Raw genomic sequence first — 24,518 nt, forward strand, 5'->3', positions numbered from 1 at the left:
CCCATGCACTGGCTGCGCCGACTCCTGACGGACCGCGATGGTCGCAGGATTCCGATCGCGGAGCCGATGGAGCCGCGCCTGCTGTATTCCGCGGACCTCACGGCGGGCCTGATGCTGGCCTCCAGCGTCGACGCGGCGGCGCCCGAGGTGCGCACGGTCACGAGTGCGGGCGAGTACGCCGCGTCGACGGCGACGAATGCGAGCACGACGGCGGCTGGCGGCGCCGTCCAGACCGCGTACGCGGCGCTGCGCATGGGCTTCGAGGCCAACCAGGGCCAGGCCGCTCCGGGCGTCGACTACGTCGCGCAAGGCAGCGATTACGGCGTCGCGCTGGCCGGCGGCAATGCGCAGCTCACGCTGGTCACGGACCAGGGCGTGCAGTCCGTGACGATGACGCTGCAAGGCGCGCACACCGCCACCGCGCAGGCCGAGGACCTGCAGGCGACCACCAGCAACTCCATTGTCGGCAGCGACGCGTCGAAGTGGCGCACCGGCATCGCGAACTACGGCGCAGTGCGCTACGCCAACGTCTACGACGGCGTGGACGTGCGCTACTACGGAACGCAGCGGCAGCTGGAATACGACTTCATCGTCGCGGCCGGCGCTGACGCCAGCGCCATCCGCCTGCAGTTCCAGGGCAGCGCAGGCGCGACGGTGGATGCGGACGGCAACCTCGTCCTGCAGGTCGCAGGCAGCGACGGCACGGTGCGCTTCAAGGCGCCGGTGGCCTACCAGCGCGGCGCGGACGGTCAGCTCGAAGCGGTGGCGAGCCGCTACGCGCTGCAGGCCGACGGCAGCGTCGGCTTCGCACTGGGCGCGTACGACAGCAGCCGCGAGCTGGTGATCGACCCGGTGCTGGACTACGCGACCTACTTCGGGGACAACAACTTCGACAACGCAGTGGCCGTCGCGACCGATGCCCAGGGCAACGTCTACGTCACGGGACGCACCAACTCCGTCAACGCGAGCAGCGGACCGCTCCTGCCCGTGATCGGCCCGGGCGGTGGCTCGGGCGACGTCTATGTCGCCAAGTTCTCCTCCGACCTGTCGACCCTGCTTTGGTCGACACGCATCGGCGGCGCCAACGGGGACCAGGGCAACGCGATTGCGGTGGATGCCAATGGCAACGTGGCCGTGGCCGGCTGGACGAAGTCGAACGACTTCCCGACGAAGAACGCGACGCAGGCCAGCATCAGCGGTGGCGGCGATGGCTTCGTCCTGAAGCTCAATGCCAGTGGTGCCCTGGTGTTCAGCACCTACGTGGGCGAAAGCAACGCGAGCGACTCGGCCAACGCGGTCGCGTTCGACAGCTCCGGCAACGTCTACGCGGCCGGCCAGGCAAGCAACAGCAACCTGCTGTCCAGTGCGCTGCAGGCTGTGTTCGGCAACTCGGACAACGCCTTCGTCAACAAGTACGCCAGCAATGGCGACTTGCTCTGGTCGCAACTGCTGGGTGGCAACTCCACCGATGCGGCCAACGGCATCGCGGTGGGCGGCGGCGGCTCCGTCTACGTGGTCGGCCAGACCCAGTCGTCCAACATGAGCGTGCTGTTCGGCCAACAGAGCGCACTCTCCGGTTCCAGCGACGGCTTCCTGGCCCGCCTGGACGGCACGGACGGCACGGTCGGCTGGTCGACTTACCTGGGTGGCTCCAGCACGGACTCGGCCAGCGCCGTCGCCGTCAACGCCGGCAAGGTCTACGTAGTCGGGACCACGCACGCGGGCAGCAGCATCAGCTTCACCACCACGGCGGGCGCCTTCATGACCAGCTCGCCCACGAGCAACAAGGACACGGGCTTCGTGCGCGTCTACGACACCACGAAGACCGGCGCGGCCTCGCTTCTCTATTCGTCGTATCTCGGCGGCTCGGGGTCGGACACGCCTTCCGGCGTGGCGTACGCGGGCGGCCGCGTGGTCGTCACCGGCCTGGCCGGCTCCAGTGACTTCCCGGTGACGGGTGGGGCGGTGCAGGCCACGAACGCAGGCTCGTCGATGTACGTCGCCGTCCTGAACCCGGCCGGTGGGGGCAGCGCCGATCTCCAGTACGGCACCTACTACGGCGAGAAGATGACGCCGGGTGGCGTGGCGATCTACGGGGGGCGGGCCTACGTCGTGGCCGCGACGGCCGTCACCGGTTATGGCACGGCCGGTTCGTACCAGCCTGCCATCTCGAACAACACCGACGGCGTCGTCGCCGCGTTCGACCTGTTCTCCAACACGGCGCCGACGCTGAATGGCGTGGTGCAGCCCTCCGCCATCCTGGAGGACAGCGGGGGCGGCAGCGGCTTCCTGGTCTCGTCGCTGATCGCAGGGCAGGTCAGCGATCCCGATGCCGGCGCGCTGGCGGGCATCGCCATCGTGGGCAGCCCCGGCAGTGCCAACGGCACCTGGCAATACTCGCTGGACAACGGCAGCACCTGGGCGGCCGTCGGTTCGACGTCGGCCAGCAGCGCGCTGGTGCTGGCAGCGGACACCCAGTCCCGGTTGCGCTTCGTGCCCGCTGCCGACTATGCGGGCACCGCCAGCGCGGGACTGACGATCCGCGCCTGGGACCGCACCAACGGCACCACCGGCAGCCGCGTGGATGCGAGCGTGACCGGCGGCATCACCGCATTCAGCAGCAACAGCTTCGGTGTCGACCAGGCCGTCACGCCGGTGAACGACCCGCCCGTGCGCACCGGCGGCACGGTGGTGGACGTCACGACGCTGGAGGACCAGACCGTCGACCTCGGCCTGGGCGGACTGAGCTACGGCCCCGGCGGCGGCGCGGACGAGGCCAGCCAGGTGCTGACCGTGACCGTGACCGGGCTGCCCACCGGCCTCGGCAACGTGGTCCTGAGCGACGGGACCACGTTGGTCGCGCTCAACACGGCCTACACGGTCAACGACCTGAAGGGCATGAAGTTCGTGCCGGCCGCCAACGTGTCGGGCACCGGAGTGTTCTCGTGGAAGGTCACCGACAACGGCGGTACGGCCAACGGCGGCAGCGAGAAGCTGCTGCAGTCCCTCCAGGTAACCGTGACTGCCGTCAACGACGCACCGGTGCGCCTGAGCGGATCGGTCGCCAACCTCAGCGTCGTGGAAGGCTCGCCGGCTGCATCGCTCGGGCTTGCCAGTGTGAGCTACGGCCCTGGCGGCGGCGCCGACGAGGCGGCGCAGTCGCTGAGCTACCAGGTGATCGCCGTGCCCGCAGCCAATGTGGGACGCATCGTGCTGGCCGACGGCACGACGACGGTCGTCGCCGGGACCAGCTATTCGCTGGCGCAGATCCAGGGCATGCAGTTCCTGGCAGGCAGCGTCGCGAGCGGCAGCGGGACCTTCGCTTTCACGGTCAAGGACAACGGCGGCACCGCCAGCGGCGGGGTCGACACGCTGGTGCAGTCGCTCGCCATCGCTGTGGTCAACCAGGCGCCGACGCTGGACGGGCTGAACCCGCTGTCCATGCTGGAGGACGACGCCACCGACCAGGGCATGCTGGTCTCCACCCTGGTGGCCGGCCACATCGCCGACCCGCTGGGCGCGTCGGGCATCGCCGTCACGGGTGCCAGTGATCCGCACGGCACCTGGCAATACACGCTCGATGGCGGCACGACCTGGTCGGCCATCGCGGGCGTGAGCGACAGCCAGGCCTTGCTGCTGGCGAGCGACGCCAACACCCGCGTGCGCTTCGTGCCGCAGGCGGACTGGAACGGCTCGGCGGCGGGCCTGTCGGTTCGCGCCTGGGACCGCAGCGCCGGGACGGCGGGCCAGCTCGCCGACACCACGGTCAACGGCGGCAGCAGCCCCTTCAGCGCGCAGCTGCAGACGGCGAGCGTCACGGTCACGCCGGTGAACGACCCGCCCGTGATCGTGGCGGGCAGCGTCGCCAACGTCACGGCGCGCGCCGGCACGAGCACGAGCCTCGGCCTCACCGGCCTCGCGTACGGACCCGGTGGTGGCAGCGACGAAGCCGGCCAGAGCCTGACGTTCACCGTGACCGGTGTCCCGCCGGCGGCGCTGGGCACGCTGCTGCTCGCGGACGGCCTCACGGCCGTGGCGGCGGGTAATGCCTACACCCTGGCGGAGTTGCAGGGCATGCAGTTCGCGCCGGCCACCGGCGTGACCAGTGGCAGCGGCAGCTTCGCGTTCACGGTGCGGGACAGCGGCGGCACCGCATTCGGCGGCAGCGACTCGCTGGCGCAGAGCCTCACCATCACGGTCGCCAACCAAGCTCCGGTGCTGGCCGGCGCCAACGCGCTGCCCGACGTGGCGGAAGACGCGGCGGCCAACAACGGCGCGACGGTGGCACAGCTGGTGAGCGGCCGCATCACCGACCCCGCCGGCGCGCACGGCATCGCGGTCGTCGCTGCGGCGAACGCGAACGGGGAGTGGCAGTACAGCCGCGACGACGGCGGCACGTGGCACGCGTTCACGGGCGTGGCGACGACCACCGCGACCTTGCTCACGACCGAGGACCGCATCCGCTTCGTGTCCGCCCCGAACTGGAACGGCACGGCCGGGGGCCTGGTGTTCCGCGCCTGGGACGGCAGTGGCGGGACGGCCGCGCAGGAGAGCGGCGACACGACGGTCACCGGCGGCAGCAGCCCATACAGCGACGCCACCGCGGAAGCGACGGTCACCGTCCTCGCGGTGAACGATGCGCCGGTGCGCAGTGCGGGCGCGGTGGCGAACCTCACCGTGGCGGAGGACAGCGCCAGCACGTCGCTAGTCCTGGGGACACTCGCGTTCGGGCCGGGTGGTGGAGCGGACGAAGCCGGCCAGGTGCTCACGTACGCCGTCGTCGCCGTGCCGCCCGCCACGCTGGGGCAGGTGACGCTGGCCGACGGCACCGTGGTCGCGCCGGGCAGCTATACGCTGGCGCAGATGCAGGGCATGCGCTTCCTCGCAGCGGCCAACGCCAACGGCACGGCCGCTTTCAGCTTCCAGGTGAACGACGGCGGCGGCACGGCGAACGGCGGCGTGGACACGCTCGTGCAAAGCCTGCAGATCACGGTGACGCCAGTGAACGATCCGCCGGTGCGCACGGCGGGCAGCGTCGCCAACCTCTCCGTCGCCGAGGACAGCGGAGCGAGCAGCCTGGGCCTGTCGGGCCTGGCCTATGCGCCGGGCGGCGGCGCCGACGAGGCGGCTCAAACGCTCACCTACACGGTGACGGTGCTCCCGCCCGCCGCCTTGGGGCAGGTCACGCTGGCCGACGGCACCGCCGTCGGTGTGGGCAGCTATACGCTGGGGCAGATCCAGGGCATGCGCTTCCAGGCGGCTGCCAACGCGAACGGCAGCGGCAACTTCGCCTTCACCGTGCAGGACGGCGGCGGGACGGCCAACGGCGGCAGCGACACCCTGGCCGAGGCGCTGAACATCGTCGTCAGCGCGGTGAACGATGCGCCGGTGCGGCTCTCCGGCACGGTCGGCGACCTGACGGTGGTCGAAGGCGCACCGGCGACGTCGCTGGGCCTGGCGGGCCTCGCTTACGGGCCGGGCGGCGGCGCCGACGAAGCGGGGCAGTCGCTTGGCTATCGCGTCACCGCGGTGCCGGCGCCCTCGGTGGGCCGCATCGTCCTGGCCGATGGCACCACCGTCGTCGCGGGGGGCAGCTACACGCTGGCCCAGCTTCAGGGCATGCAGTTCGCGAGCGCGAGCGTCGCGAGCGGCAGCGGGATCTTCAGCTTCACGATCCAGGACAACGGCGGCACGGCCAACGGCGGCATCGACACGGTGGCCGAGTCGCTCAGGATCGCCATCGTCAACCAGGCGCCGACCCTCGACGGACTCAATCCGATGACCCTGCGCGAGGACCCCTCCAGCAACGACGGCGTGCTGGTGGCCGACCTCGTGAACGGCCACATCGCCGACCCGCTGCATGTGCAGGGCGTGGCGATCGCCGGGGCCGCCGACCCGAACGGCAGCTGGCAGTACAGCCTGGACGCCGGGGCCACCTGGACCGCCATCGCCGGCGTGAGCGACCAGCATGCGCTGCTGCTCGGGGCCGACGCCAACACGCGCGTGCGCTTCGTGCCCGCTCCGGATTTCGCGGGCAATGCCGGTGGACTGCAGGTGCGTGCGTGGGACCAGAGCAGCGGCACCGCCGGAGGCTACGCTGACGTCACGGCGAACGGAGGGTCCACCGCGTTCAGCGCGCAGGCGTACACGACGGACGTGACGGTGACTCCGGTGAACGATGCGCCCGTGCTGGTGTTCGGCGGCCTCATGGACCTCACGGTGACCGAGGGATCCGTCACGAGCCTGGGCCTGGGCAGCGTGAGCTACGGGCCCGGTGGCGGCGCGGACGAGGCGAACCAGGCCCTGGCGTACCGGGTGACGGCCGTGCCGCCATCGGCGTTCGGCACCATCCAGCTCGCCGACGGCACGGTCGTCGCCGCGGGCCAGAGCTACACGCTGTCGGACATCGAGGGCCTGCGTTTCGTGGTGGCCGCGGGCGTGACCAGCGGCAGCGCCACCTTCGCCATGACCGTGCAGGACAACGGCGGCACGCTCGACGGCGGGGCCGACAGCCTGTCCCAATCGATGCTGCTCACCGTGCGCAACGTGGCGCCGGTTCTCTCCGGCAGCAATCCGCTGACCGCCCTGGCGGAGGACGCCGCCAGCAACAACGGTACGCTGGTCGCCGATGTGGTGAACGGGAAGATCAGCGATCCCGGCGCGTCTTACGGAATCGCGGTGATAGCCGCCACCAACCCGAACGGCAGCTGGCAGTACAGCCGCGACAACGGCGCGAGCTGGCAGGCGTTCACCGGCGTGGGCACGACCTCGGCCATCCTGCTGGCGGCGGACGGCGAGGACCGGCTCCGCTTCGTTCCCGCCGCGGACTGGAACGGCACGGCCGGCGGCCTGGTCTTCCGCGCCTGGGACGGAAGCGGCGCAACGGCGGGCGCGACCACGGGCGACACGAGCACCACCGGCGGCGCCAGCCCCTACAGCGTGCAGACTGCGGAGGCGATGGTGACGGTCTTCGCCGTCAACGATCCGCCGGTGCGCACGGCGGGCACGGTGGCCAACCTCACCGTCGCCGAGGACAGTGCTTCCGCGAGCCTGGGGCTGGGCGCAATTGCGTACAAGCCTGGCGGCGGCAGCGACGAAGCGACGCAGGTCCTGACCTATACAGTCACTGGCTTGCCGCCGGCCTCGCTCGGCGCCGTCACGCTGGCCGACGGCACGGCGGTCAGCGCTGGCAGCTACACGCTCGCCCAGATCCAGGGCATGCGCTTCGCCGCGGCCGCGAACGCGAACGGGACCGGGACCTTCTCGTTTGCCGTCACGGACAACGGCGGTGGAACCGACACTCTTGCGCAAAGCCTGCAGATCACCGTCACGCCGGTGAACGATGTGCCGGTGCGTACGTCTGGCGGCGTATCCAACCTCGCTGTCGCTGAGGACAGCGGGTCCACGAGCCTCGGCCTGGTCGCGCTCGCCTATGGGCCCGGCGGCGGCGCCGACGAAGCGACGCAGACATTGACGTACACGGTGACGACCTTGCCTCCTTCGTCGCTCGGACTCGTGACGCTGGCCGATGGGACGGCCGTGACCACCGGCACCTACACCTTGGCTCAGATCCAGGGCATGCGCTTCGCCACGGCTGCCGATGCGAACGGCACCGGCAGCTTCTCCTTTGCCGTGACAGACAACGGCGGTGGAACCGACACGCTCACGCAAAGCCTGCAGATCACGGTGACGCCGGTGAACGACGCGCCGGTGCGCACGGCAGGATCGGTGGCTGGCCTCACTGTCGCTGAGGACAGCGGGTCCACGGGCCTCGGACTCGGCGCGCTCTCCTATGGGCCTGGGGGCGGCACCGATGAAGCCACGCAGTCACTGACGTACACGGTCACGGCCTTGCCGCCTTCGTCGCTCGGACTCGTGACGCTGGCCGATGGCACCGCCGTGACCACCGGCACCTACACGCTCGCCCAGATCCAGGGCATGCGGTTCGCCACCGCGGCGAATGCGAACGGGAGCGGCAGCTTTGCCTTCGCCGTCACCGACAACGGCGGTGGAACGGACACGCTCGCGCAAAGCCTGCAGATCACGGTGACGCCGGTGAACGACGCCCCGGTGATCACCAGCAATGGCGGCGCGCCTGCCGCGAGCGTTGCCATGCCGGAGAACACCACCTTCGTGGGCGTCGTGACCGCTTCCGACGTCGATACGGCGCCGGCCAACCTGGTCTTCGGCATCGGCGGCGGTGCGGACGCGGCGCTGTTCGCGATCGACCCCGCGACCGGCGCGCTCTCCTTCCTGCAGCCGCCCGATTACGAGCGGCCGGCCGACGCCAACCGGGACAACGTGTATGACGTGGTGGTGCAGGTCGGCGACGGCAGCCTCGCCGCGCAGCAGGCACTCTCCGTGCGTGTCACGGACGTCGCTGACACCGTGGCACCGCCCGCGCCCGTGACGCAGGCACCCGCACCCGCACCCGCACCCGCTCCTGCGCCTGCGCCTGCGCCTGCGCCGGTACTGGACCTCGCCCCTGCGCCAACGCCGGCGTCGGCATCCGCTCCTGCAACGGCGCCGTCGACGCAGCCCGCGACAGCGCTGCTGCCGCCCGCTGCCGCGCCCGCCGCTGCGGCGACCCGGGCGGCTCCCACGGCCAGCACCGTGCATGACGCGACCGGCGCCGTCTCGCTGCAGGACGCGCTGGGCCCGACGATGCCGACCCCGATCACCTCGTTCAACAGCAGCCCGCCGTCGTTGGCGAACGCGCCGGCGCGCCTCGCGCTGGCGGCGGACACCAGCCACGTGCTGCACACGGTGGTCCTGGACCGCGCCGGGCTCGAGCTGATCTCCGGCGACCCCAGCACCCAACTCGTGCTGGCGCGCTTTGGCATCGACAGCCAGGGGGACGCCTTGCGGCTCGCCGACCTGCAGCGTTCGCTGCACTCGTCCGCGTTCGCGCACCAGTTCGACCGGCTGCGCGACTCCGTGCGGGAGGAGTTGCACCTCGACGACGCCGTGACCCTCTCCGCCGCGAGCGTCTCGCTGGGCCTGTCGCTGGTGTACGTCGTCTGGCTGATCCGGGGTGGGGTGCTGGTGGGCAGCTACCTCTCGGCGCTGCCGGCGTGGCGGCTGCTGGATCCCTTGCCGGTGCTGTCCCGCGTCGAGGACGAGGACGATGACGAGGAACCGCTCGAAGGCGCAGAGCCCGAGGGCCAGCACACCTTGCGGAGCTTCGGATGAAGTTGCTCAACACGCGGACCTACATCTCCCTCGGCCTCGTGTCGCTGGTGAGCACGGTGCTGCTGGCGGCGTCCTTCCTCGGACTGGTGCCGGACCGCGAGGGTGCGGTCCGGGACGCGCGCGTGAGCCTGGCGGAGGCGCTGGCGGCCACCAGCACGGCGCTCCTGAACAGCGGCGATGCGCGGCCGCTGGAGGACGTGCTGCGCTTCGTCGAGAGGCGCAACCCGGACCTGCTCTCCGTGGGGCTGCGTACCGTGGACGGAAAACTGGTGCTGGCCGTGGGCGATCACCTGCGCGGATGGGTGCCGATCGAGAACAGCGCCGCCCACGACGGCGAGATCCAGGTCAGCCTGCAGCGCGCAGGACAGCCGTGGGGGCAGCTCGAACTGCGGTTCGCGCCCATCACGGAGCCGGGCCTGGTGGGGCTGCTGCAGACGCCGCTGATCCCGTTGCTGACGTTCTGCTCGGCGCTGTGCCTGCTCGGATTCCACGTGTACCTCACGCGCGTGCTGCGCCATCTCGATCCCTCGCGCGCGATCCCCGGCCGCGTGCGTTCGGCGCTGGACTCGCTGGCCGAGGGCCTGCTGGTGATCGACCAGGGCGAACGCGTGGTGCTCGCCAACGAGGCGATCGTGCGGCTGCTGGGCAAGACGAACGAGGAGCTCACCGGCGTTCCCGTGGGCAGCATCGCGTGGCTCGATGCGGCGGGGCAGCCCCTGAAGGCCGGTTCGCAGCCCTGGTCGGTTGCGCTGGCGCAGGGCGTGGTGCAGCGCGAGCAGCATTTCAAGCTGCTGGACGCGGCCGGCCAGGAACACAGTTTCGTGGTCAACTGCTCGCCCGTGCTGGCCACCGGCGGCCGTGCTTCCGGTGTGCTGATCAGCCTGGAAGACGTCACGCAGCTCGAACGCAGCCGCGTCGAGCTGCGCGCGGCCCGGGACGAAGCGGAGGCCGCGAACCGCGCGAAGAGCGAGTTCCTCGCCAACATGAGCCACGAAATCCGCACCCCGATGAACGCCATCCTGGGCTTCACCGAGCTGCTGCGCCGCGGCTACGGCAAGAGCGAGCGCGAGTCCTCGCGCTACCTGGACACCATCCACCACAGCGGCAGGCATCTCCTGGGTCTCATCAACGACATCCTCGACCTGTCGAAGGTGGAGGCGGGCCAGCTCACGGTGGAGAAGATCGCCTGCGCGCCGCACGAAGTGGTGCAGGGTGCGCTGGCGGAACTGGCCCTGAAGGCGCGGGAGAAGGACCTGCGCCTGTCGCTGCGCCTGATGACGCCCGTGCCGGAACGGGTGCAATCGGATCCGGCGCGCATCCGGCAGGTCGTGCTGAACCTGCTGAGCAACGCGGTGAAATTCACCGAGCAGGGCAGCGTGGAAGTGGTGCTGGCCTGCAACGGCACGGCCTACAGCATCGAGGTGAACGACTCCGGCATCGGCATGGACCCGGCGAAGGTGGAGTCCATGTTCGATCCGTTCACGCAAGCGGATGCGTCCATCACCCGCCGCTTCGGTGGCACGGGCCTGGGCCTGGCCATCAGCCGCAAGCTCGCGCGCGCGCTCGGAGGAGACCTGGTGGGCAGCAGCCAACCGGGCGTGGGCACGAGCATGCTGTTCACCTTCGGCACGGGCGCGCTGGAGGGCGTGCGCCTGCTGGACGCGACCGCCGTCCAGACGTCCCATGCCGAGGCAGTAGCGACGCGCACGCGCTGGCATATTCCGGCGGCGCGCGTGCTGGTCGTGGACGACGGTCCCGAGAACCGCGAGCTGATCTCGCTGGTGCTCGCGGAGCAGGGCCTCTGGGTCGAGGAAGCGGAGAATGGCCAGGTGGCGCTCGACAAGCTCGCCCAGGGCGCATTCGACCTGGTGCTGATGGACATGCAGATGCCTGTGCTCGACGGCCATGCCGCCACGCGCGAACTGCGCAGGCGGGGCATGAAGCTGCCGGTCGTGGCGCTGACGGCGCACGCGATGAAGGGCTTCGAGGAGGAGGTGATGAAAGCCGGCTGCACGGCCTACCTCACCAAGCCGGTGGATATCGACGCGCTCCTGCAGCAGGTCGCGCAGCTGCTCGGGGGCTCCGCGAGCGAAGAGCGTCCGGTCACCCGGCCTGCGTCCATCTTCGGCGAATTGAGCATCCCGGCGCCGCTGGAGGGTGCGATCCGCTCGCGCTTCGCGAACAGTGCGCGGCTGGTGCCGATCGTGCGCAAGTTCGCCGGGCGGCTGGCGCAGCAGCTTGCGCATACGCGCAATGCATTCGCGGCCGGCGACCTCGCGGAGGTGGCGCGCCTGGCGCATTGGCTGGCGGGCGCGGCAGGGACGGTGGGCTACGACGCGTTCACGCCGCCCGCCAGGGAGCTGGAGGCAGCGGCGCTGGCCGGCGACACTGCACTGGCCGAGGGAGTCCTGCAACGCCTCGCGCGGATGGCGGACCAACTCGAAATCCCGGAACTCGCGTCGGCAGAGCTCGGAGGCACGATCGTCCCATGATGGAACAACTCGATCCAGCAGGAGCCGCATCCCGCGCGAGGGCGCGCGACGCGGAGCGCGAGGGACCGGTCACGCAGCCGACCGTCTTCGCGCCGGGGGAAGACAAGCTGTCGGAGAGCGAACTGCGGGCGTTGTCGCCGCAGGACGTGCTGTGGCGCCATCGCTCGGGTCCGGCGCTCTCGGATGCGTTGATCATGATGGTCGACGACGAGATGCTGAACATCGAGATGACGCAGGCCTTCCTGCAGGAGGCGGGCTACCGGCACTTCGTCTACACCGACGCGCCGGAATTCGCGGTCGCGATGATGCGCAAGGAAGTCCCGGCCGTGCTGCTGCTCGACCTGAGCATGCCGAAGGTCAACGGGCTGGACATCCTGGCCACCATGCGCGACGACCCGGTGCTGCGCCACGTGCCCGTCATCGTCCTCACCATCAGCACGGATCCGCATGTGAAGCTCAAGGCGCTCGCCATGGGCGCGATGGACTTCCTGTCCAAGCCGGTGGATCCGAGCGAGCTGGGCCTGCGCATCCGCAACACGCTCGCGGCGAGCGCCTACCGCGAGTACCTCGGCCACCACGACGCGCTGACCGGGCTGCCGAACAAGCAGCGCTACCGGCAGCAGGTGGTGGACGTCCTCGCGGCCGCCGACGCGGCCGGCAATTCCGGTGCGTTGCTGCACGTCGGTGTCGATGCCCTCGGCCGCATCAACGATGCGCTCGGGCGCACGGTGGGCGACCAGATGCTGCAGCGCATCGCCAAGCGGCTGGCAAGCTGCGTGCAGACCGAGTCGGGCGGCGAACTCAGCTCGGAAAAGTTCGAGCCGGCGCTGTTCCGCTACGACGGCGACGAGTTCGCCATCGTCGTACCGTACATGGAAGGCGTGCACACCGCCGCCGCCTTCATCAGCAAGCTGCTCGAGGACGGCGCGGTCAGCTACCACCGCCACGGCGCTCCCGAGGTGTTCGTGACCTGCAGCATCGGCGTGTCGGTCTTCCCCGCGGACGGCATGGACGCGGACCTGCTGATGCGCAACGCGGGCATGGCGCTGCGCCACGCGAAGCAGGCGGGCCGGCATCGCTACGAGTTCTTCTCGCCGCGCTTCAACGAAGTCGCGCAGAGCCGGCTGGACCTCAGCGCCGAATTGCGGCACGCGATCCGTCGTGACGAGATCGACCTGTTGTACGAGCCGCGCGTGGACCTCACGACGGGGCTGGTCGTGGCCGCGCAGTCGCTGGTGCGCTGGAAGCATGGCTCCGGCCGCGTGATCCAGGGCGACGAGCTCATGGACCTCGCAGGCAGCTCAGAGATGGACGTGGCGCTGGCCGAATGGAGCTTCGACCAGATGCGCGCGCACACGAAGAACTGGCGCGGCGCCGGATTGGTCCCGGTGCCCACCGGGATCAAGGTGTCGATGGCCAACATGCTGCCCAGCGACCTGGGTTACCTCGTGAACGCCGCCATCTCCGCCGGCATGGATCCGCGCACGATCTCGCTGGAACTGCAGCACGTCAGCGCGCTGGACAGCCTCCCGGCGAAGGAAACGGCGGCCATGGAAGCGCTGCGCCAGAAGGGCGTGCGCGTCGCGCTGGACCGCTTCGGCTGCGTCGCGTCCATCGCGCACCTGCGCAAGCTCGTCTGCGACGAGATCAAGGTCGACCCCTCGTTCGTGAAGGACCTGGAACAGGACGGCACGGCCCAGGCCATGCTGCTGGGCATCGCCGACGTGGCGCGCAGGCTGCGCCTGTCGTGCGTGGCATGCTCGGTCGACACGCCGGCCCAGCTCGCGTTCCTGCGCAGGAACGCCTGGGACCTGGGGCAGGGCGCCGTCTTCGGCGAGCCGCTTCCGGGGCTCGCGTTCGCGGCCAAATGGCTCACGCGCAGCGGCAAGCCGCAGCGCCTGCCCTTCCCGGACGGCGTGCGCTGAAGCGGGGGCCACGGACCGCGTGGCCTCCTCCATTGGGCCTCCTAATGGAATCCACCGAGAGGCGCGCTGCGCGCGGCCAGCGTAGACTGGCTGCGGCCGACTGGGCTTTCCAGGGCCACCCCGCGTGAGGAGGCCTTCTTGCAGCCGACGAACATCGCGAATCCGGCGTACTTCCACAAGGTCGTGGATTGCCAGTGGGCGTGCCCCGCCCATACGCCGGTCCCCGAATACATCCGCCTGATCGCGCAGCGCCGTTACGGCGACGCGTACATGGTGAACTGGGTGTCCAACGTGTTTCCCGGCATCCTCGGCCGCACCTGCGACCGCCCCTGCGAGCCCGCCTGCCGGCGTGGCCGCGTGGAGCAGAACAACGCGGGGGATCCCGAGCCGGTCGCGATCTGCCGCCTGAAGCGCGTGGCCGCCGACATGAAGGAGGACGTGCGCGCGCGCATGCCGCAGCGTGCTGCGCGCAACGGCAAGCGCATCGCCTGCGTGGGCGCCGGCCCGTCGTCGCTCACGGTGGCGCGGGACCTGGCACCGCTAGGCTACGAAGTGACGGTGTTCGACGGCGAGGCGCGCCCCGGCGGCTTCATGCGCACGCAGGTGCCGCGCTTCCGGCTGCCCGAGGAGGTGATCGACGAGGAGTGCGGCTACGTGCTGGACCTGGGCGTCGAGTTCGTCGCCGGACGCCGCATCGATTCGATGAAGGCGCTGATGGCCGAAGGCTGGGACGCGATCTTCGTCGGCTGCGGCGCGCCGCGCGGCCGCGACCTGGACCTGCCGGGGCGCAGCGAGGCCGCGGCGCAGATCCACATCGGCATCGACTGGCTGGCGTCGGTCTCCTTCGGCCACGTGACGCAGGTGGGCAAGCGCGTCATCGTCCTGGGCGGCGGCAACACCGCGATGGACTGCTGTCGCTCCGCCCGGCGCCTGGGTGGCGAGGACGTGAAGGTCATCGTGCGCAGCGGCTTCGAGGAGATGAAGGCCTCGCCGTGGGAGAAGGAGGATGCCATGCACGAGGGCATCCCCATCATCAACTACCACGTGCCAAAGGCCTACGTGCACGAGAACGGGCGCCTGACGGGCATGACCTTCGAGGTCGTCCGCGCCGAATACGATGCCAAGGGCCGCCGCAAGCTGGTCCCCACCGGCGAGCCCGACCCCTTCTTCGCCTGCGACGAGGTGCTGATCGCCGTCGGACAGGAGAACGCCTTTCCCTGGATCGAGCGGGACAGCGGCATCGCCTTCGACGAGTGGGGCTTGCCGGTGCTGGACAAGTCCACCTTCCAGTCCACGGTGCCCAACGTGTTCTTCGGCGGCGACGCCGCGCTGGGGCCGAAGAACATCATCACCGCCGTGGCGCACGGGCACGACGCGGCGATCTCGATCGACCGCCTGCTGCACGGGGAGGACCCGCGCACGCGGCCGGCGCCTACGGTGAACCTGATGTCGCAGAAGATGGGCATCCACGAGTGGAGCTACCACAACGCCACCTCGCTCGACCAGCGCTTCGCCGTTCCGTGGACGCAGGCGGAGAAGGCGCTGGCGAGCATCCGCGTGGAGGTGGAGCTGGGCTTCGATGCCGCGACCGCCTTCAAGGAGGCGCAGCGCTGCCTGAACTGCGACGTGCAGACCGTCTTCAACCAGTCCACCTGCATCGAGTGCGACGCCTGCGTGGACATCTGTCCGATGGACTGCATCAGCTTCACCGCGGACGGGGACGAGCCGGACCTGCGCACGCGCCTGAAGGCGCCCGCGCTGAACCTGGCGCAGGACCTGTACGTTTCGGGGCAACTCAAGACCGGGCGCGTGATGGTCAAGGACGAGGACGTCTGCCTGCACTGCGGGCTGTGCGCCGAGCGCTGCCCCACCGGTGCCTGGGACATGCAGAAATTCCTGTTCAAGAGCGCGATGGCAGGCAGCGGCTGCCGCGACAAGGCGCAGCCACGCACCGCGCTGGAGGCAGAAGCATGAGCCGCCGGGCCGACGCCAGGCGAATTCCGCAGCGCGGAGCGAGGAGCACAGTCGAATGAAGCGCATCGAGTCCGTCAACGACTTCGTGGTGAAGTTCGCCAACGTCAACGGCTCGGGCTCCGCCTCCGCCAACGAGCTGTTCGCCAAGTCCATCCTGCGCATGGGCGTCCCGGTCAGCCCGCGCAACATCTTCCCCAGCAACATCCAGGGCCTGCCCACCTGGTACGAGGTGCGCGTCAGCGAACAGGGCTGGCTGGGCCGGCGCGGCGGCGTCGACATGATGGTCGCCATGAACCCGCAGACCTGGGACGCCGACGTCGCGGAGCTGACGCCGGGCGGCTACCTCTTCTACGACAACACGCGCCCGCTGCCCCCCGCCGCCTTCCGTGACGACATCAACGTGATCGGCATCCCGCTCACGGAGATCTGCAACGCGGTCTACTCCGACCCGCGCCAGCGCCAGTTGTTCAAGAACATCGTGTACGTCGGTGCGCTCTCGGTGCTGCTGGAGATCGACCCGGCGGAAATCGAGAAGCTGTTCGGCGAGCAGTACCGCGGCAAGGAGAAGCTGCTCGCCTCCAACGTGCAGGCCCTGCAGCTCGGGCGCGACTTCGCCCAGGAACACCTGCAGTGGCCGCTGGGCATCCGCGTGCGGCGTGCCGACCGCGTGGGCCAGCGCATCTTCGTGGACGGCAACAGCGCGGCGGCGCTGGGTTGCGTGTACGGCGGCGCGACGGTCGCGGCCTGGTATCCGATCACGCCGTCCTCCTCGGTCGCCGAAGCCTTCCAGCGCTATTGCGGCAAGCTGCGCGTCGACGCCGACACGGGCCAGAACAACTACGCGATCGTGCAGGCCGAGGACGAGATCGCGTCCATCGGCATGGTGGTGGGCGCGGGCTGGAACGGCGCGCGGGCCTTCACGGCGACCTCCGGCCCGGGCGTGTCGCTGATGACGGAATTCATCGGCCTCGCGTACTTCGCCGAGATCCCGGTCACCATCATCGACGTGCAGCGCGGCGGACCGTCCACGGGCATGCCCACGCGCACGCAGCAGGCGGACATCCTGTCCTGCGCCTACGCGTCCCACGGCGACACCAAGCACATCCTGCTGTTCCCCGAGGATCCGCACGAATGCTTCGAGCACGCCGCGCGCGCGCTGGACCTGGCGGATCGGCTGCAGACGCCCGTGTTCGTGATGACCGACCTGGACATCGGCATGAACCAGCGCCTGTGCGAGCCCTTCGAATGGAAGGACGGCGCCTACGACCGCGGCAAGGTCATGAGCGCCGAGGAACTCGAAGCGGGCCGCGACTTCGGGCGCTACAAGGACGTGGACGGCGACGGCATCCCTTGGCGGACGCTGCCCGGGACGCACCCCACGCGCGGGGCCTACTTCACTCGCGGGACCACGCGCGATCCGTACGCGCGCTACTCGGAGCGCGGCCCGGACTACGTCTACAACATGGAACGGCTGCTGCGAAAGTTCCGCACTGCGGCCGGCCTGGTCCCGCAGCCGGTGTTGCGGCGCGCCGCCGCCGAGACGCGCCTGGGCGTCATCTACTTCGGCTCCACCAGCCCGGCGATGCAGGAAGCCCTGGAAGTGCTCGATGCCCAGGGTGTTCTCCTGGATGCCTTGCGCCTGCGCGCATTCCCCTTCGGCGACGGCGTGGCGGAGTTCATCGCCAGGCACGATCACGTGTTCGTCGTGGAACAGAACCGCGACGCGCAGATGCGCACCCTGCTGCTCAACGAGCTGGAAATCGATCCGGCGCGCCTGGTGAAGGTCCTGCACTACGACGGCACGCCCATCACCGCCCGCTTCATCACTGACGCCATCACGGCGCACGCCCAGGCCGTTTCGGAGACCGTGGCATGACCTACATCGCGAAGCCGCCGCTGCACCATCCCACGCTCGAGAAGAACGGGGTCGGCTACACCCGGCGCGACTACGAGGGCAAGATCTCCACGCTGTGCGCGGGGTGCGGCCACGATTCGATCTCAGCCTCCATCATCCAGGCCTGCTGGGAGCTCGACATCGAGCCGCACCGCGTCGCCAAGCTCAGCGGCATCGGCTGCAGCTCCAAGACGCCGGACTACTTCCTCGGCGCATCGCACGGTTTCAACACCGTGCACGGACGCATGCCCTCCGTGCTCACCGGCGCGAACCTCGCCAACCGCGAGCTGCTGTACCTGGGCGTCTCGGGCGACGGCGACTCCGCCTCCATCGGGCTGGGCCAGTTCGCGCACGCGATGCGGCGCGGCGTGCGCATGGCCTACATCGTCGAGAACAACGGCGTGTACGGGCTCACCAAGGGACAGTTCTCGGCCACCGCGGACAACGGCAGCAAGAGCAAGAAGGGCGTGGTCAACAGCGACAGCCCGGTAGACCTGGTCGCCATGGCGCTGCAGCTCGGGGCGACCTACGTGGGCCGCAGCTTCTCGGGCAACAAGGAGCAGCTGGTGCCGCTCATCAAGGGCGCGATCAGCCACGGCGGCGCGGCCTTCATCGACGTGATCAGTCCCTGCGTGGCCTTCAACAACCACCCGGGCAGCACCAAGAGCTACGACTACGTGCGCGAGCACAACGAGTCGGTGAGCCGGATCGACTTCATCACGCCGCGCACGGAGATCACCGCAGCGGTCGCGCCGGGCGAGGTGGTGGACGTGCGCCAGCACGACGGCAGCCTGCTGCGCCTGCGCAGCCTGCACCCCGAGTACGACCCCACCGACCGCCATGCCGCCATGGCCTACATGCACACGCACCAGGCGCGCGGCGAGATCCTCACCGGGCTGCTGTACGTCGATCCGCTGGCGACCGACCTGCACACCGCGCTGAACACCAGCGCGCGGCCTCTCAACGCGCTGGACGCCGACCAACTGTGTCCGGGGACTGGCGTCCTGGCCAGGATCAACGCATCATTGCGCTAGTCCCGCCAGACCCGGCACCAGGGCCGCAGCAGTCCGTTCCCAAGGAGGCTTGCACATGGCCGAGCGAACCGTCTTCCAGTCCGTGCCCAAGAAGCACGTGTTGAGCCTGGGTCCCCAGGCGAATGTCTGGGAAGCCGCCTGCGCGATGACGCGGGCCAACTGCGGCAGCATCCTGGTGATGGAGCCGCCGGACCGCCTGCTGGGCATCGTCACCGAGCGCGACCTGATGACCCGCGTGCTCGCCCGCGCGCTGGAGCCGAAGCAGACCACGCTGGCGCAGGTCATGACTGCGCATCCCCAGTGCGTGGCACCGGAGACCAAGGTGTCCGATGCCGTCGTCATCATGCTGGAGCGCGGCTTCCGGCACCTGCCGATCGTGGGCGCAGACCGCAAGATCCTGGGCGTGTTCTCGATTCGCGACGCGCTGCCGCGCGAGCTGGGCGCGGCGCTCAGCCAGGCAGAGTTCAACGAGCAGGTGAACGACGCACTGGGCTGAGGGCCCACTCGCCGCGCTTCAGCCCCCGCGCTTCGCCCGCGCCCGCGCGAGCGCCGCCTCGATCACCGCCTTCTTGCGCGCGAGCTCCTCGCCCTCGGCACCGTGCGTCAGCGCCGGCAGGTCGGCGAGCTTGGCGCGCGCCTTCTGCTCCATGCGTTCGGCGTGCTCGGCCTGCTCGCGCAGCTTGCGGTGCTGGCGTGCTTCGTAGCGCGCGAGGGCATCGTCGGCCTGCGCTTGCGACCAGGCCGCCCAGCCGGTGCGCTCGCCGGTGCTGTCCTCGAGGGCGATGCAATCCACCGGACACACCGGTACGCACAGCTCGCAGCCGGTGCAGTAAGGCTCGATCACCGTGTGCATGCGCTTGTTGCCGCCGAGGATGGCGTCGGTGGGGCAGGCGTCGAGGCACAGCGTGCAGCCGATGCACCAGGCCTCGTCGATCACGGCCATCTTGCGCGGGCCTTCCGTGCCCACGTCCGCCGCCAGCGGGCGCGGCGACTTGCCCGTGAGGGCGGCGAGCCGCGCGATACCCTCGGCCCCGCCGGGCGGGCAGCGATCGATGTCCGCCTCACCCGCGGCCATGGCCTCGGCGTAGCCCGCGCAATCGGGATACCCGCAGCGCGTGCACTGGGTCTGGGGCAGGGCGGCGTGCAGTCGCGCCGCCTCGGGCTTCACTTGCGGCGGGCGCGCGCCGGAGCCGTGGCTCGCGCCGACTTGGGGGCGCGGCGGGCAGCGGCCACGGACTTGCGCGCCGTGGTCTTGCGCGCGGCGGCCGCGGGCTCGTCGAACTGCTTGATGAAGTCGCGCACCTGCGGGTACACGATCTCGCGCCAGCGGCGGCCGCTGAAGATGCCGTAGTGGCCTGCGCCCTTCACCTCGATGTGCTTCTGCCGCGCCTTCGGCACGTTGATGCAGAGGTCGTGCGCTGCCTCGGTCTGGCCGGAGCCGGAGATGTCGTCCAGCTCGCCTTCCACGGTGAGGTGCGCGCTGGTGCGGATGTCCTCGGGCCGCACGCGTTCGACCGTGCCGTCCGGGCTGGTGACGTCCCACGTGCCGTTGACGAGCCGGAATTCCTGGAAGACGACGCGGATCGTGTCGAGGTAGTAGTCCGCGTCCATGTCGAGCACCGCGTTGTACTCGTCGTAGAACTGGCGGTGCGCTTCGGCCGAGGCGTCGTCCCCGGCGATCAGGTGCTTGAAGTAGTCGTAGTGGCTCGACATGTGCCGGTCCGGGTTCATCGCGACGAAGCCGGAGTGCTGCAGGAAGCCCGGGTACACGCGGCGGCCGGCGCCGGGGAAGCTCGGGGGAACGCGGTAGATCACGTTCGTCTCGAACCACTGGTAGCTCTTGTTCATCGCCAGGTTGTTGACGGCGGTGGGCGACTTGCGGGCGTCGATCGGGCCGCCCATCATCGTCATCGTGAGCGGCGTCGGCTCGCCGCGGCTCGCCATCAACGACACGGCGGCCAGCACCGGCACGGTCGGCTGGCACACGCTGATCACGTGGCAGTTGCCGTATTCCTTCTGCAGGTGGCGGATGAAGTCCTGCACGTAGTTCACGTAGTCGTCCAGCGCGAAGGAGCCTTGCTCCAGCGGCACCAGGCGCGCGTTGCGCCAGTCGGTGATGTAGACCTTGTGGTCGCTGAGCATGGTGCGCACGGTGTCGCGCAGCAGCGTGGCGTAGTGACCGGAGAGCGGCGCGACGATCAGCACCGCGGGCTGGCCCTTCAGCTTGGTGAGCGTCTGCGGGTCGTCGGTGAAGCGCTTGAACCGGCGCAGTTCGCAGAACGGCTTGTCCATTTCCACGCGCTCGTGGATCGCGACTTCCACGCCGTCGACGTCGACGGTCGTGATGCCGAACTCGGGCTTCTCGTAGTCCTTGCCGAGGCGGTACATCAGGTCGTATGCCGCCGAGAGGCGTTGCGAGACGGGCGTCTGGCCGAAGGGCGTGAGGGGATTGCTGTAAAGCTTGGATGCCGCCTGCGCAAAGTCCGCGAACGGCTCCATCAAGGAGCGCTGCGCCTCGTAGATCTGGTAGAGCATGGTGGTACCTGTTGTTGCAGTGCAATATACCAGCGCCTGAGCAAGGCTGCATGCGGTATTACTACGCATGAGCATACCCCTCCGCGCAGGGGGCGCGGCGTCGGACAAGCGGCTGCCGGTCCGCCGGCCTGTGCCGCTTCCTGCCGCGCAGGCTGCTAGATCGCCTGCAGGACGGAGGGGCCGATTGCGTGCACGGTGTTCGCGTCGGGCGCGATGCCCAGGATCGCCCGCGCCACGGCCTCGGCCACCTCGATGCCATCGACGCCCGCGGACATGATGCCGCCCGCGTAGCCGGCGCCTTCGCCCGCCGGATAGAGGCCGCGCACATTCAGGCTCTCGTACTGGCGGTTGCGCGTGATGCGCAAGGGGGAGGAGGTGCGCGTCTCGACGCCGGTCAGCACTGCGTCGCGCATGGCGAAGCCCGCGATCTGGCGATCGAACGCCGGGATGGCCTCGCGGATCGCATCCAGCACGTACACGGGCAGGCTCTCGCGTCCCGGCTGCGCCAGGTCCGTGCAGCGCACTCCCGGCTTGTACGAGGGCAGGACGTTCCCCACCGCGCTGCTGCGCTGCCGCTTGACGAAGTCGCCCACCAGCTGCCCCGGTGCGAAGTAGTCGCCTTCGCCCAGCTCGTAGGCCCGCGACTCCCAGAGGCGCTGGAAGCGCATGCCGTCGAGGGGATTCACCGGTCCTGCGGCGGCGCCGTCCTGCCGGTAGTCCTGCGGCGAGATCCCCACGACGATGCCCGCGTTCGCGTTGCGCTCGTTGCGCGAATACTGGCTCATGCCGTTGGTGACCACGCGTTGCGGCTCCGACGTCGCCGCCACCACCGTGCCGCCCGGGCACATGCAGAAGCTGTAGACGCCGCGGCCGTTCTTCGCGTGGTGGACCAGCTTGTAGTCGGCCGCGCCCAGGATGGGGTTGCCGGCGTTCGGCCCGAAGCGTGCGCGGTCGATCACGCCTTGCGGGTGCTCGATGCGGAAACCCACGGAGAAGGGCTTGGCCTCCATGAACACGCCGCGCTCGTGCAGCATCGTGAAGGTGTCGCGGGCGCTGTGCCCCAGCGCCAGCACCACGTGGTCGGCCCGCAGCTGCTCGCCGGACGCGAGCGTCACGCCGCGCAGGTGCAGCGCATTGCCTTCGCGTTCGAGCAGCACGTCGATCACCTGCTGGCCGAAACGGATCTCGCCGCCGAGCGCGACGATGTCGGCGCGCATCTTCTCCACCATGCTCACCAGCCGGAAGGTGCCGATGTGCGGCTTGCTGACGAACAGGATCTCCTCGGGCGCGCCCGCCTTCACGAACTCGGTGAGCACCTTGCGCGTGAGGTGGCGCGGGTCGCTGATCTGGCTCCACAGCTTGCCGTCGCTGAAGGTGCCGGCGCCGCCTTCGCCGAACTGGACGTTCGACTCGGGGTTCAGCACGCTGCGGCGCCACAGCCCCCAGGTGTCCTTCGTCCGCTGCCGCACTTCCTTGCCGCGCTCCAGCACGATCGGGCGCAGCCCCATCTGCGCCAGCAGCAGCGCGGCGAAGATCCCGCAGGGGCCGAAGCCGACGACGATCGGCCGCGGCCGCTCCTGTGCCTGGAAATCGGCCGGCGCGTGGGCGACGAAGCGGTAGCGCGTGTCCGGCGCCGGCTTCAGGTGCGGGTCGCCGGGATGCGCCGCGAGCACTGCGGCCTCGTCGCGCACTTCGCAGTCGACGGTGTAGATCAGCAGGATCGCGCTCTTCTTGCGCGCGTCGTAGGCGCGCCGGAACACGTTGAACGACAGCAGGTCCGCGTCGTCCACGCCGAGGCGGCGCGCGACCGCGGGACGCAGTGCGTCCTCCGCGTGGTCCAGCGGCAAGCGCAGTTCGGTAATCCTCAGCATGGCGATGCGTTCATGGGCCGGAATGCAAAACGCCGCCCGCGGGCGGCGACTTGCGTGCGGCGGGGTGGATCAGCCGCCCTTGCGCGGACGCTTGCCCGGGTTCTTCTTGCTGCGCGTGTGGGAGCCGCGCTCCAGGCTGACCTTCTGGCCGTGGCCGGCGGTGTTGGTGAAGCCCTTGCCGGCCTTCTCCTTGGGAGTGGCCTTGCGGTCTGCTTCGGTGACGATCTTGTTGCCCATGGCGGTTCCGTTCGAATGTTCTGGTGGAGGGTTGAACCCGCGATTATCCCTCAGGCGGCGGACGCAGTGCCCGGAGCCAGTGCAAGGCCCCCTGCGCAGCCACGCGCCCCGTCGCCATGCAGGCGGTGAGCAGGTAGCCGCCGGTGGGCGCTTCCCAGTCCAGCATCTCGCCGGCACAGAACACGCCGGGGAGCGCGCGCAGCATCAAGTGCTCGTCCAGTGCGTCGAAGCGCACGCCGCCCGCGGTGCTGATCGCCTCGTCGAGCGGGCGCGGCCGCGCCAGCGGCAAGGGCAGAGCCTTGATCGCCCGCGCGAGCTGCGCCGCGTCGGCCAGCTGCCCGGGTGTGAGCAGCTCGTGCAGCAGCGCCATCTTCAGCCCGTGCAGGCCGAGCCGGCTCTTCAGGTGGGTGGACAGGCTGCGCGGGCCGCGCGGATGGCTGCATTCGGCCAGCACCTGCGCTTCGCTGTGCTGGGGCAGCAGGTCGACGTAGAGCGTCGCCCCGCCGTCACTGGCAATGGCATCGCGCAGGCGCGCACTGAATGCGTACACGAGGCTGCCTTCGACGCCGGTGTCGGTCACGACGAACTCGCCGGCCTGCAGGTCCGTGCGCCCTTGCGCGTCGGTGAATGCTGCAACGGTCTTCAGCGGCTGGCCGGCGAAGCGCTGGCGCAGGTGCTCGCTCCAGCCGCTGCGGCCGGGACCGGTCGGCTGCACGTCGAAGCCGCAGTTCGAGGGCTGCAGCGGCGCGATGGCGACGCCGCGTTGTTCCAGCCACGGCACCCACGCGCCATCGGAGCCGAGGCGCGACCAGCTGGCGCCGCCCAGGGCGAGCACGGTGGCGTCGGCGGCGTGGAGCACTTCGCCGCCCGGTGTGTGCAAGCGCAGGGCGCCGTGCGCGTCCCAGCCGGTCCAGCGATGGCGCGCGTGCAGCTTCACGCCGCTTTCGCGCAGCCGGTGCAGCCACGCGCGCAGCAGCGGCGCCGCCTTCATGTCCTTGGGAAACACGCGGCCCGAGGTGCCGACGAAGGTCCCGATGCCCAGCGCGTCGGCCCACGCGCGTACGGCGCTGCCGTCGAACGCGGCTATGGCCGCGGCGAGGGCGCCGCGCCGCTCGCCGTAGCGCCCCAGCAGGCGCTCGGTGGATTCCGAGTGCGTGAGGTTCAGGCCGCCGCGGCCCGCGAGCAGGAACTTGCGCCCTACCGAAGGCATGGCGTCGAACAGGTCGACGGCGACGCCGCCGGCCGCGAGCACCTCGGCGGCCATGAGCCCGGCGGGGCCACCGCCGATGACGGCGGCGCGGGCCGGCGGCTGTGCCTGGCGGGCGGTCATGTTGCCAGCGCCGCCGGATCGCTGGGGTTCGCTG

At 70.1% G+C, this 24,518-nt stretch carries 12 protein-coding genes; 7 read left to right on the plus strand and 5 right to left on the minus strand.

What is annotated here, in order from left to right; all coding sequences use genetic code 11:
* The first annotated feature begins 3 nt into the window (after nt 1-3).
* The 7 genes from JJB11_RS15925 (at nt 4) to JJB11_RS15955 (ending at nt 19,007) form a co-directional block, all read left to right on the plus strand.
* A complete protein-coding gene (locus JJB11_RS15925) occupies nt 4-9,192 on the plus strand; it encodes a DUF7948 domain-containing protein (RefSeq protein ID WP_201173364.1) in 9,189 nt (3,062 codons plus the stop codon).
* Nucleotides 9,189-11,684, plus strand: a complete 2,496-nt coding sequence (locus JJB11_RS15930) for a hybrid sensor histidine kinase/response regulator (RefSeq protein ID WP_201173366.1) — start codon at nt 9,189-9,191, stop codon at nt 11,682-11,684. The genes JJB11_RS15925 and JJB11_RS15930 overlap by 4 nt, the downstream gene beginning before the upstream one ends.
* Entirely contained in the window at nt 11,681-13,609 is a 1,929-nt protein-coding gene (locus JJB11_RS15935) for a putative bifunctional diguanylate cyclase/phosphodiesterase (RefSeq protein ID WP_201173368.1), read from the plus strand. The genes JJB11_RS15930 and JJB11_RS15935 overlap by 4 nt, the downstream gene beginning before the upstream one ends.
* 138 nt (nt 13,610-13,747) lie before the next feature.
* Nucleotides 13,748-15,583, plus strand: coding sequence for an FAD-dependent oxidoreductase (locus JJB11_RS15940; RefSeq protein WP_201173377.1), 1,836 nt, complete (start codon nt 13,748-13,750; stop codon nt 15,581-15,583).
* Between the two features lie 55 nt (nt 15,584-15,638).
* On the plus strand, nt 15,639-17,459 hold the full coding sequence (locus tag JJB11_RS15945; protein ID WP_201173380.1) for a 2-oxoacid:acceptor oxidoreductase subunit alpha: 1,821 nt from the start codon (nt 15,639-15,641) through the stop codon (nt 17,457-17,459).
* The gene (locus JJB11_RS15950; RefSeq protein WP_201173383.1) at nt 17,456-18,511 is read left to right on the plus strand and encodes a 2-oxoacid:ferredoxin oxidoreductase subunit beta; all 1,056 of its coding nucleotides are present in this window, start codon (nt 17,456-17,458) and stop codon (nt 18,509-18,511) included. The genes JJB11_RS15945 and JJB11_RS15950 overlap by 4 nt, the downstream gene beginning before the upstream one ends.
* A 55-nt stretch (nt 18,512-18,566) precedes the next feature.
* Entirely contained in the window at nt 18,567-19,007 is a 441-nt protein-coding gene (locus tag JJB11_RS15955; protein WP_201173395.1) for a CBS domain-containing protein, read from the plus strand.
* 18 nt (nt 19,008-19,025) lie between these two features.
* Here the strand turns inward: JJB11_RS15955 and rsxB are convergent, their stop codons facing one another.
* From rsxB to JJB11_RS15975, 5 genes are all read right to left on the minus strand, one after another.
* Entirely contained in the window at nt 19,026-19,679 is a 654-nt protein-coding gene (rsxB, locus tag JJB11_RS26055; RefSeq protein ID WP_201964873.1) for an electron transport complex subunit RsxB, read from the minus strand.
* Nucleotides 19,676-21,046 carry a polyhydroxyalkanoate depolymerase gene (locus JJB11_RS26060; protein WP_201964874.1) on the minus strand — a complete coding sequence of 457 codons (1,371 nt, stop codon included), beginning with the start codon at nt 21,044-21,046 and terminating at the stop codon, nt 19,676-19,678. Before JJB11_RS26060 ends, rsxB begins: the two co-directional genes overlap by 4 nt.
* 155 nt (nt 21,047-21,201) lie before the next feature.
* Nucleotides 21,202-22,917: an NAD(P)/FAD-dependent oxidoreductase gene (locus tag JJB11_RS15965; RefSeq protein WP_201173397.1), complete on the minus strand. Its 1,716-nt coding sequence runs from the start codon at nt 22,915-22,917 to the stop codon at nt 21,202-21,204.
* Nucleotides 22,918-22,986: 69 nt separating this feature from the next.
* Entirely contained in the window at nt 22,987-23,154 is a 168-nt protein-coding gene (locus tag JJB11_RS15970; RefSeq protein WP_201173398.1) for a hypothetical protein, read from the minus strand.
* Between the two features lie 43 nt (nt 23,155-23,197).
* Nucleotides 23,198-24,484, minus strand: a complete 1,287-nt coding sequence (locus JJB11_RS15975; RefSeq protein WP_201173399.1) for a TIGR03862 family flavoprotein — start codon at nt 24,482-24,484, stop codon at nt 23,198-23,200.
* Nucleotides 24,485-24,518 lie beyond the last annotated feature (34 nt).

Source organism: Ramlibacter ginsenosidimutans (assembly GCF_016654015.1).
Taxonomy (GTDB): domain Bacteria; phylum Pseudomonadota; class Gammaproteobacteria; order Burkholderiales; family Burkholderiaceae_C; genus Ramlibacter; species Ramlibacter ginsenosidimutans.

Excerpts from the sequence above, each read along its gene's own strand:
- JJB11_RS15925 (WP_201173364.1), top strand. The coding sequence starts at position 4 with ATGCACTGGCTGCGCCGACTCCTGACGGACCGCGATGGTCGCAGGATT.
- JJB11_RS15930 (WP_201173366.1), top strand. The coding sequence starts at position 9,189 with ATGAAGTTGCTCAACACGCGGACCTACATCTCCCTCGGCCTCGTGTCG.
- JJB11_RS15935 (WP_201173368.1), top strand. The coding sequence starts at position 11,681 with ATGATGGAACAACTCGATCCAGCAGGAGCCGCATCCCGCGCGAGGGCG.
- JJB11_RS15945 (WP_201173380.1), top strand. The coding sequence starts at position 15,639 with ATGAAGCGCATCGAGTCCGTCAACGACTTCGTGGTGAAGTTCGCCAAC.
- JJB11_RS15950 (WP_201173383.1), top strand. The coding sequence starts at position 17,456 with ATGACCTACATCGCGAAGCCGCCGCTGCACCATCCCACGCTCGAGAAG.
- JJB11_RS15955 (WP_201173395.1), top strand. The coding sequence starts at position 18,567 with ATGGCCGAGCGAACCGTCTTCCAGTCCGTGCCCAAGAAGCACGTGTTG.
- JJB11_RS26060 (WP_201964874.1), bottom strand. The coding sequence starts at position 21,046 with ATGCTCTACCAGATCTACGAGGCGCAGCGCTCCTTGATGGAGCCGTTC.
- JJB11_RS15965 (WP_201173397.1), bottom strand. The coding sequence starts at position 22,917 with ATGCTGAGGATTACCGAACTGCGCTTGCCGCTGGACCACGCGGAGGAC.
- JJB11_RS15970 (WP_201173398.1), bottom strand. The coding sequence starts at position 23,154 with ATGGGCAACAAGATCGTCACCGAAGCAGACCGCAAGGCCACTCCCAAG.
- JJB11_RS15975 (WP_201173399.1), bottom strand. The coding sequence starts at position 24,484 with ATGACCGCCCGCCAGGCACAGCCGCCGGCCCGCGCCGCCGTCATCGGC.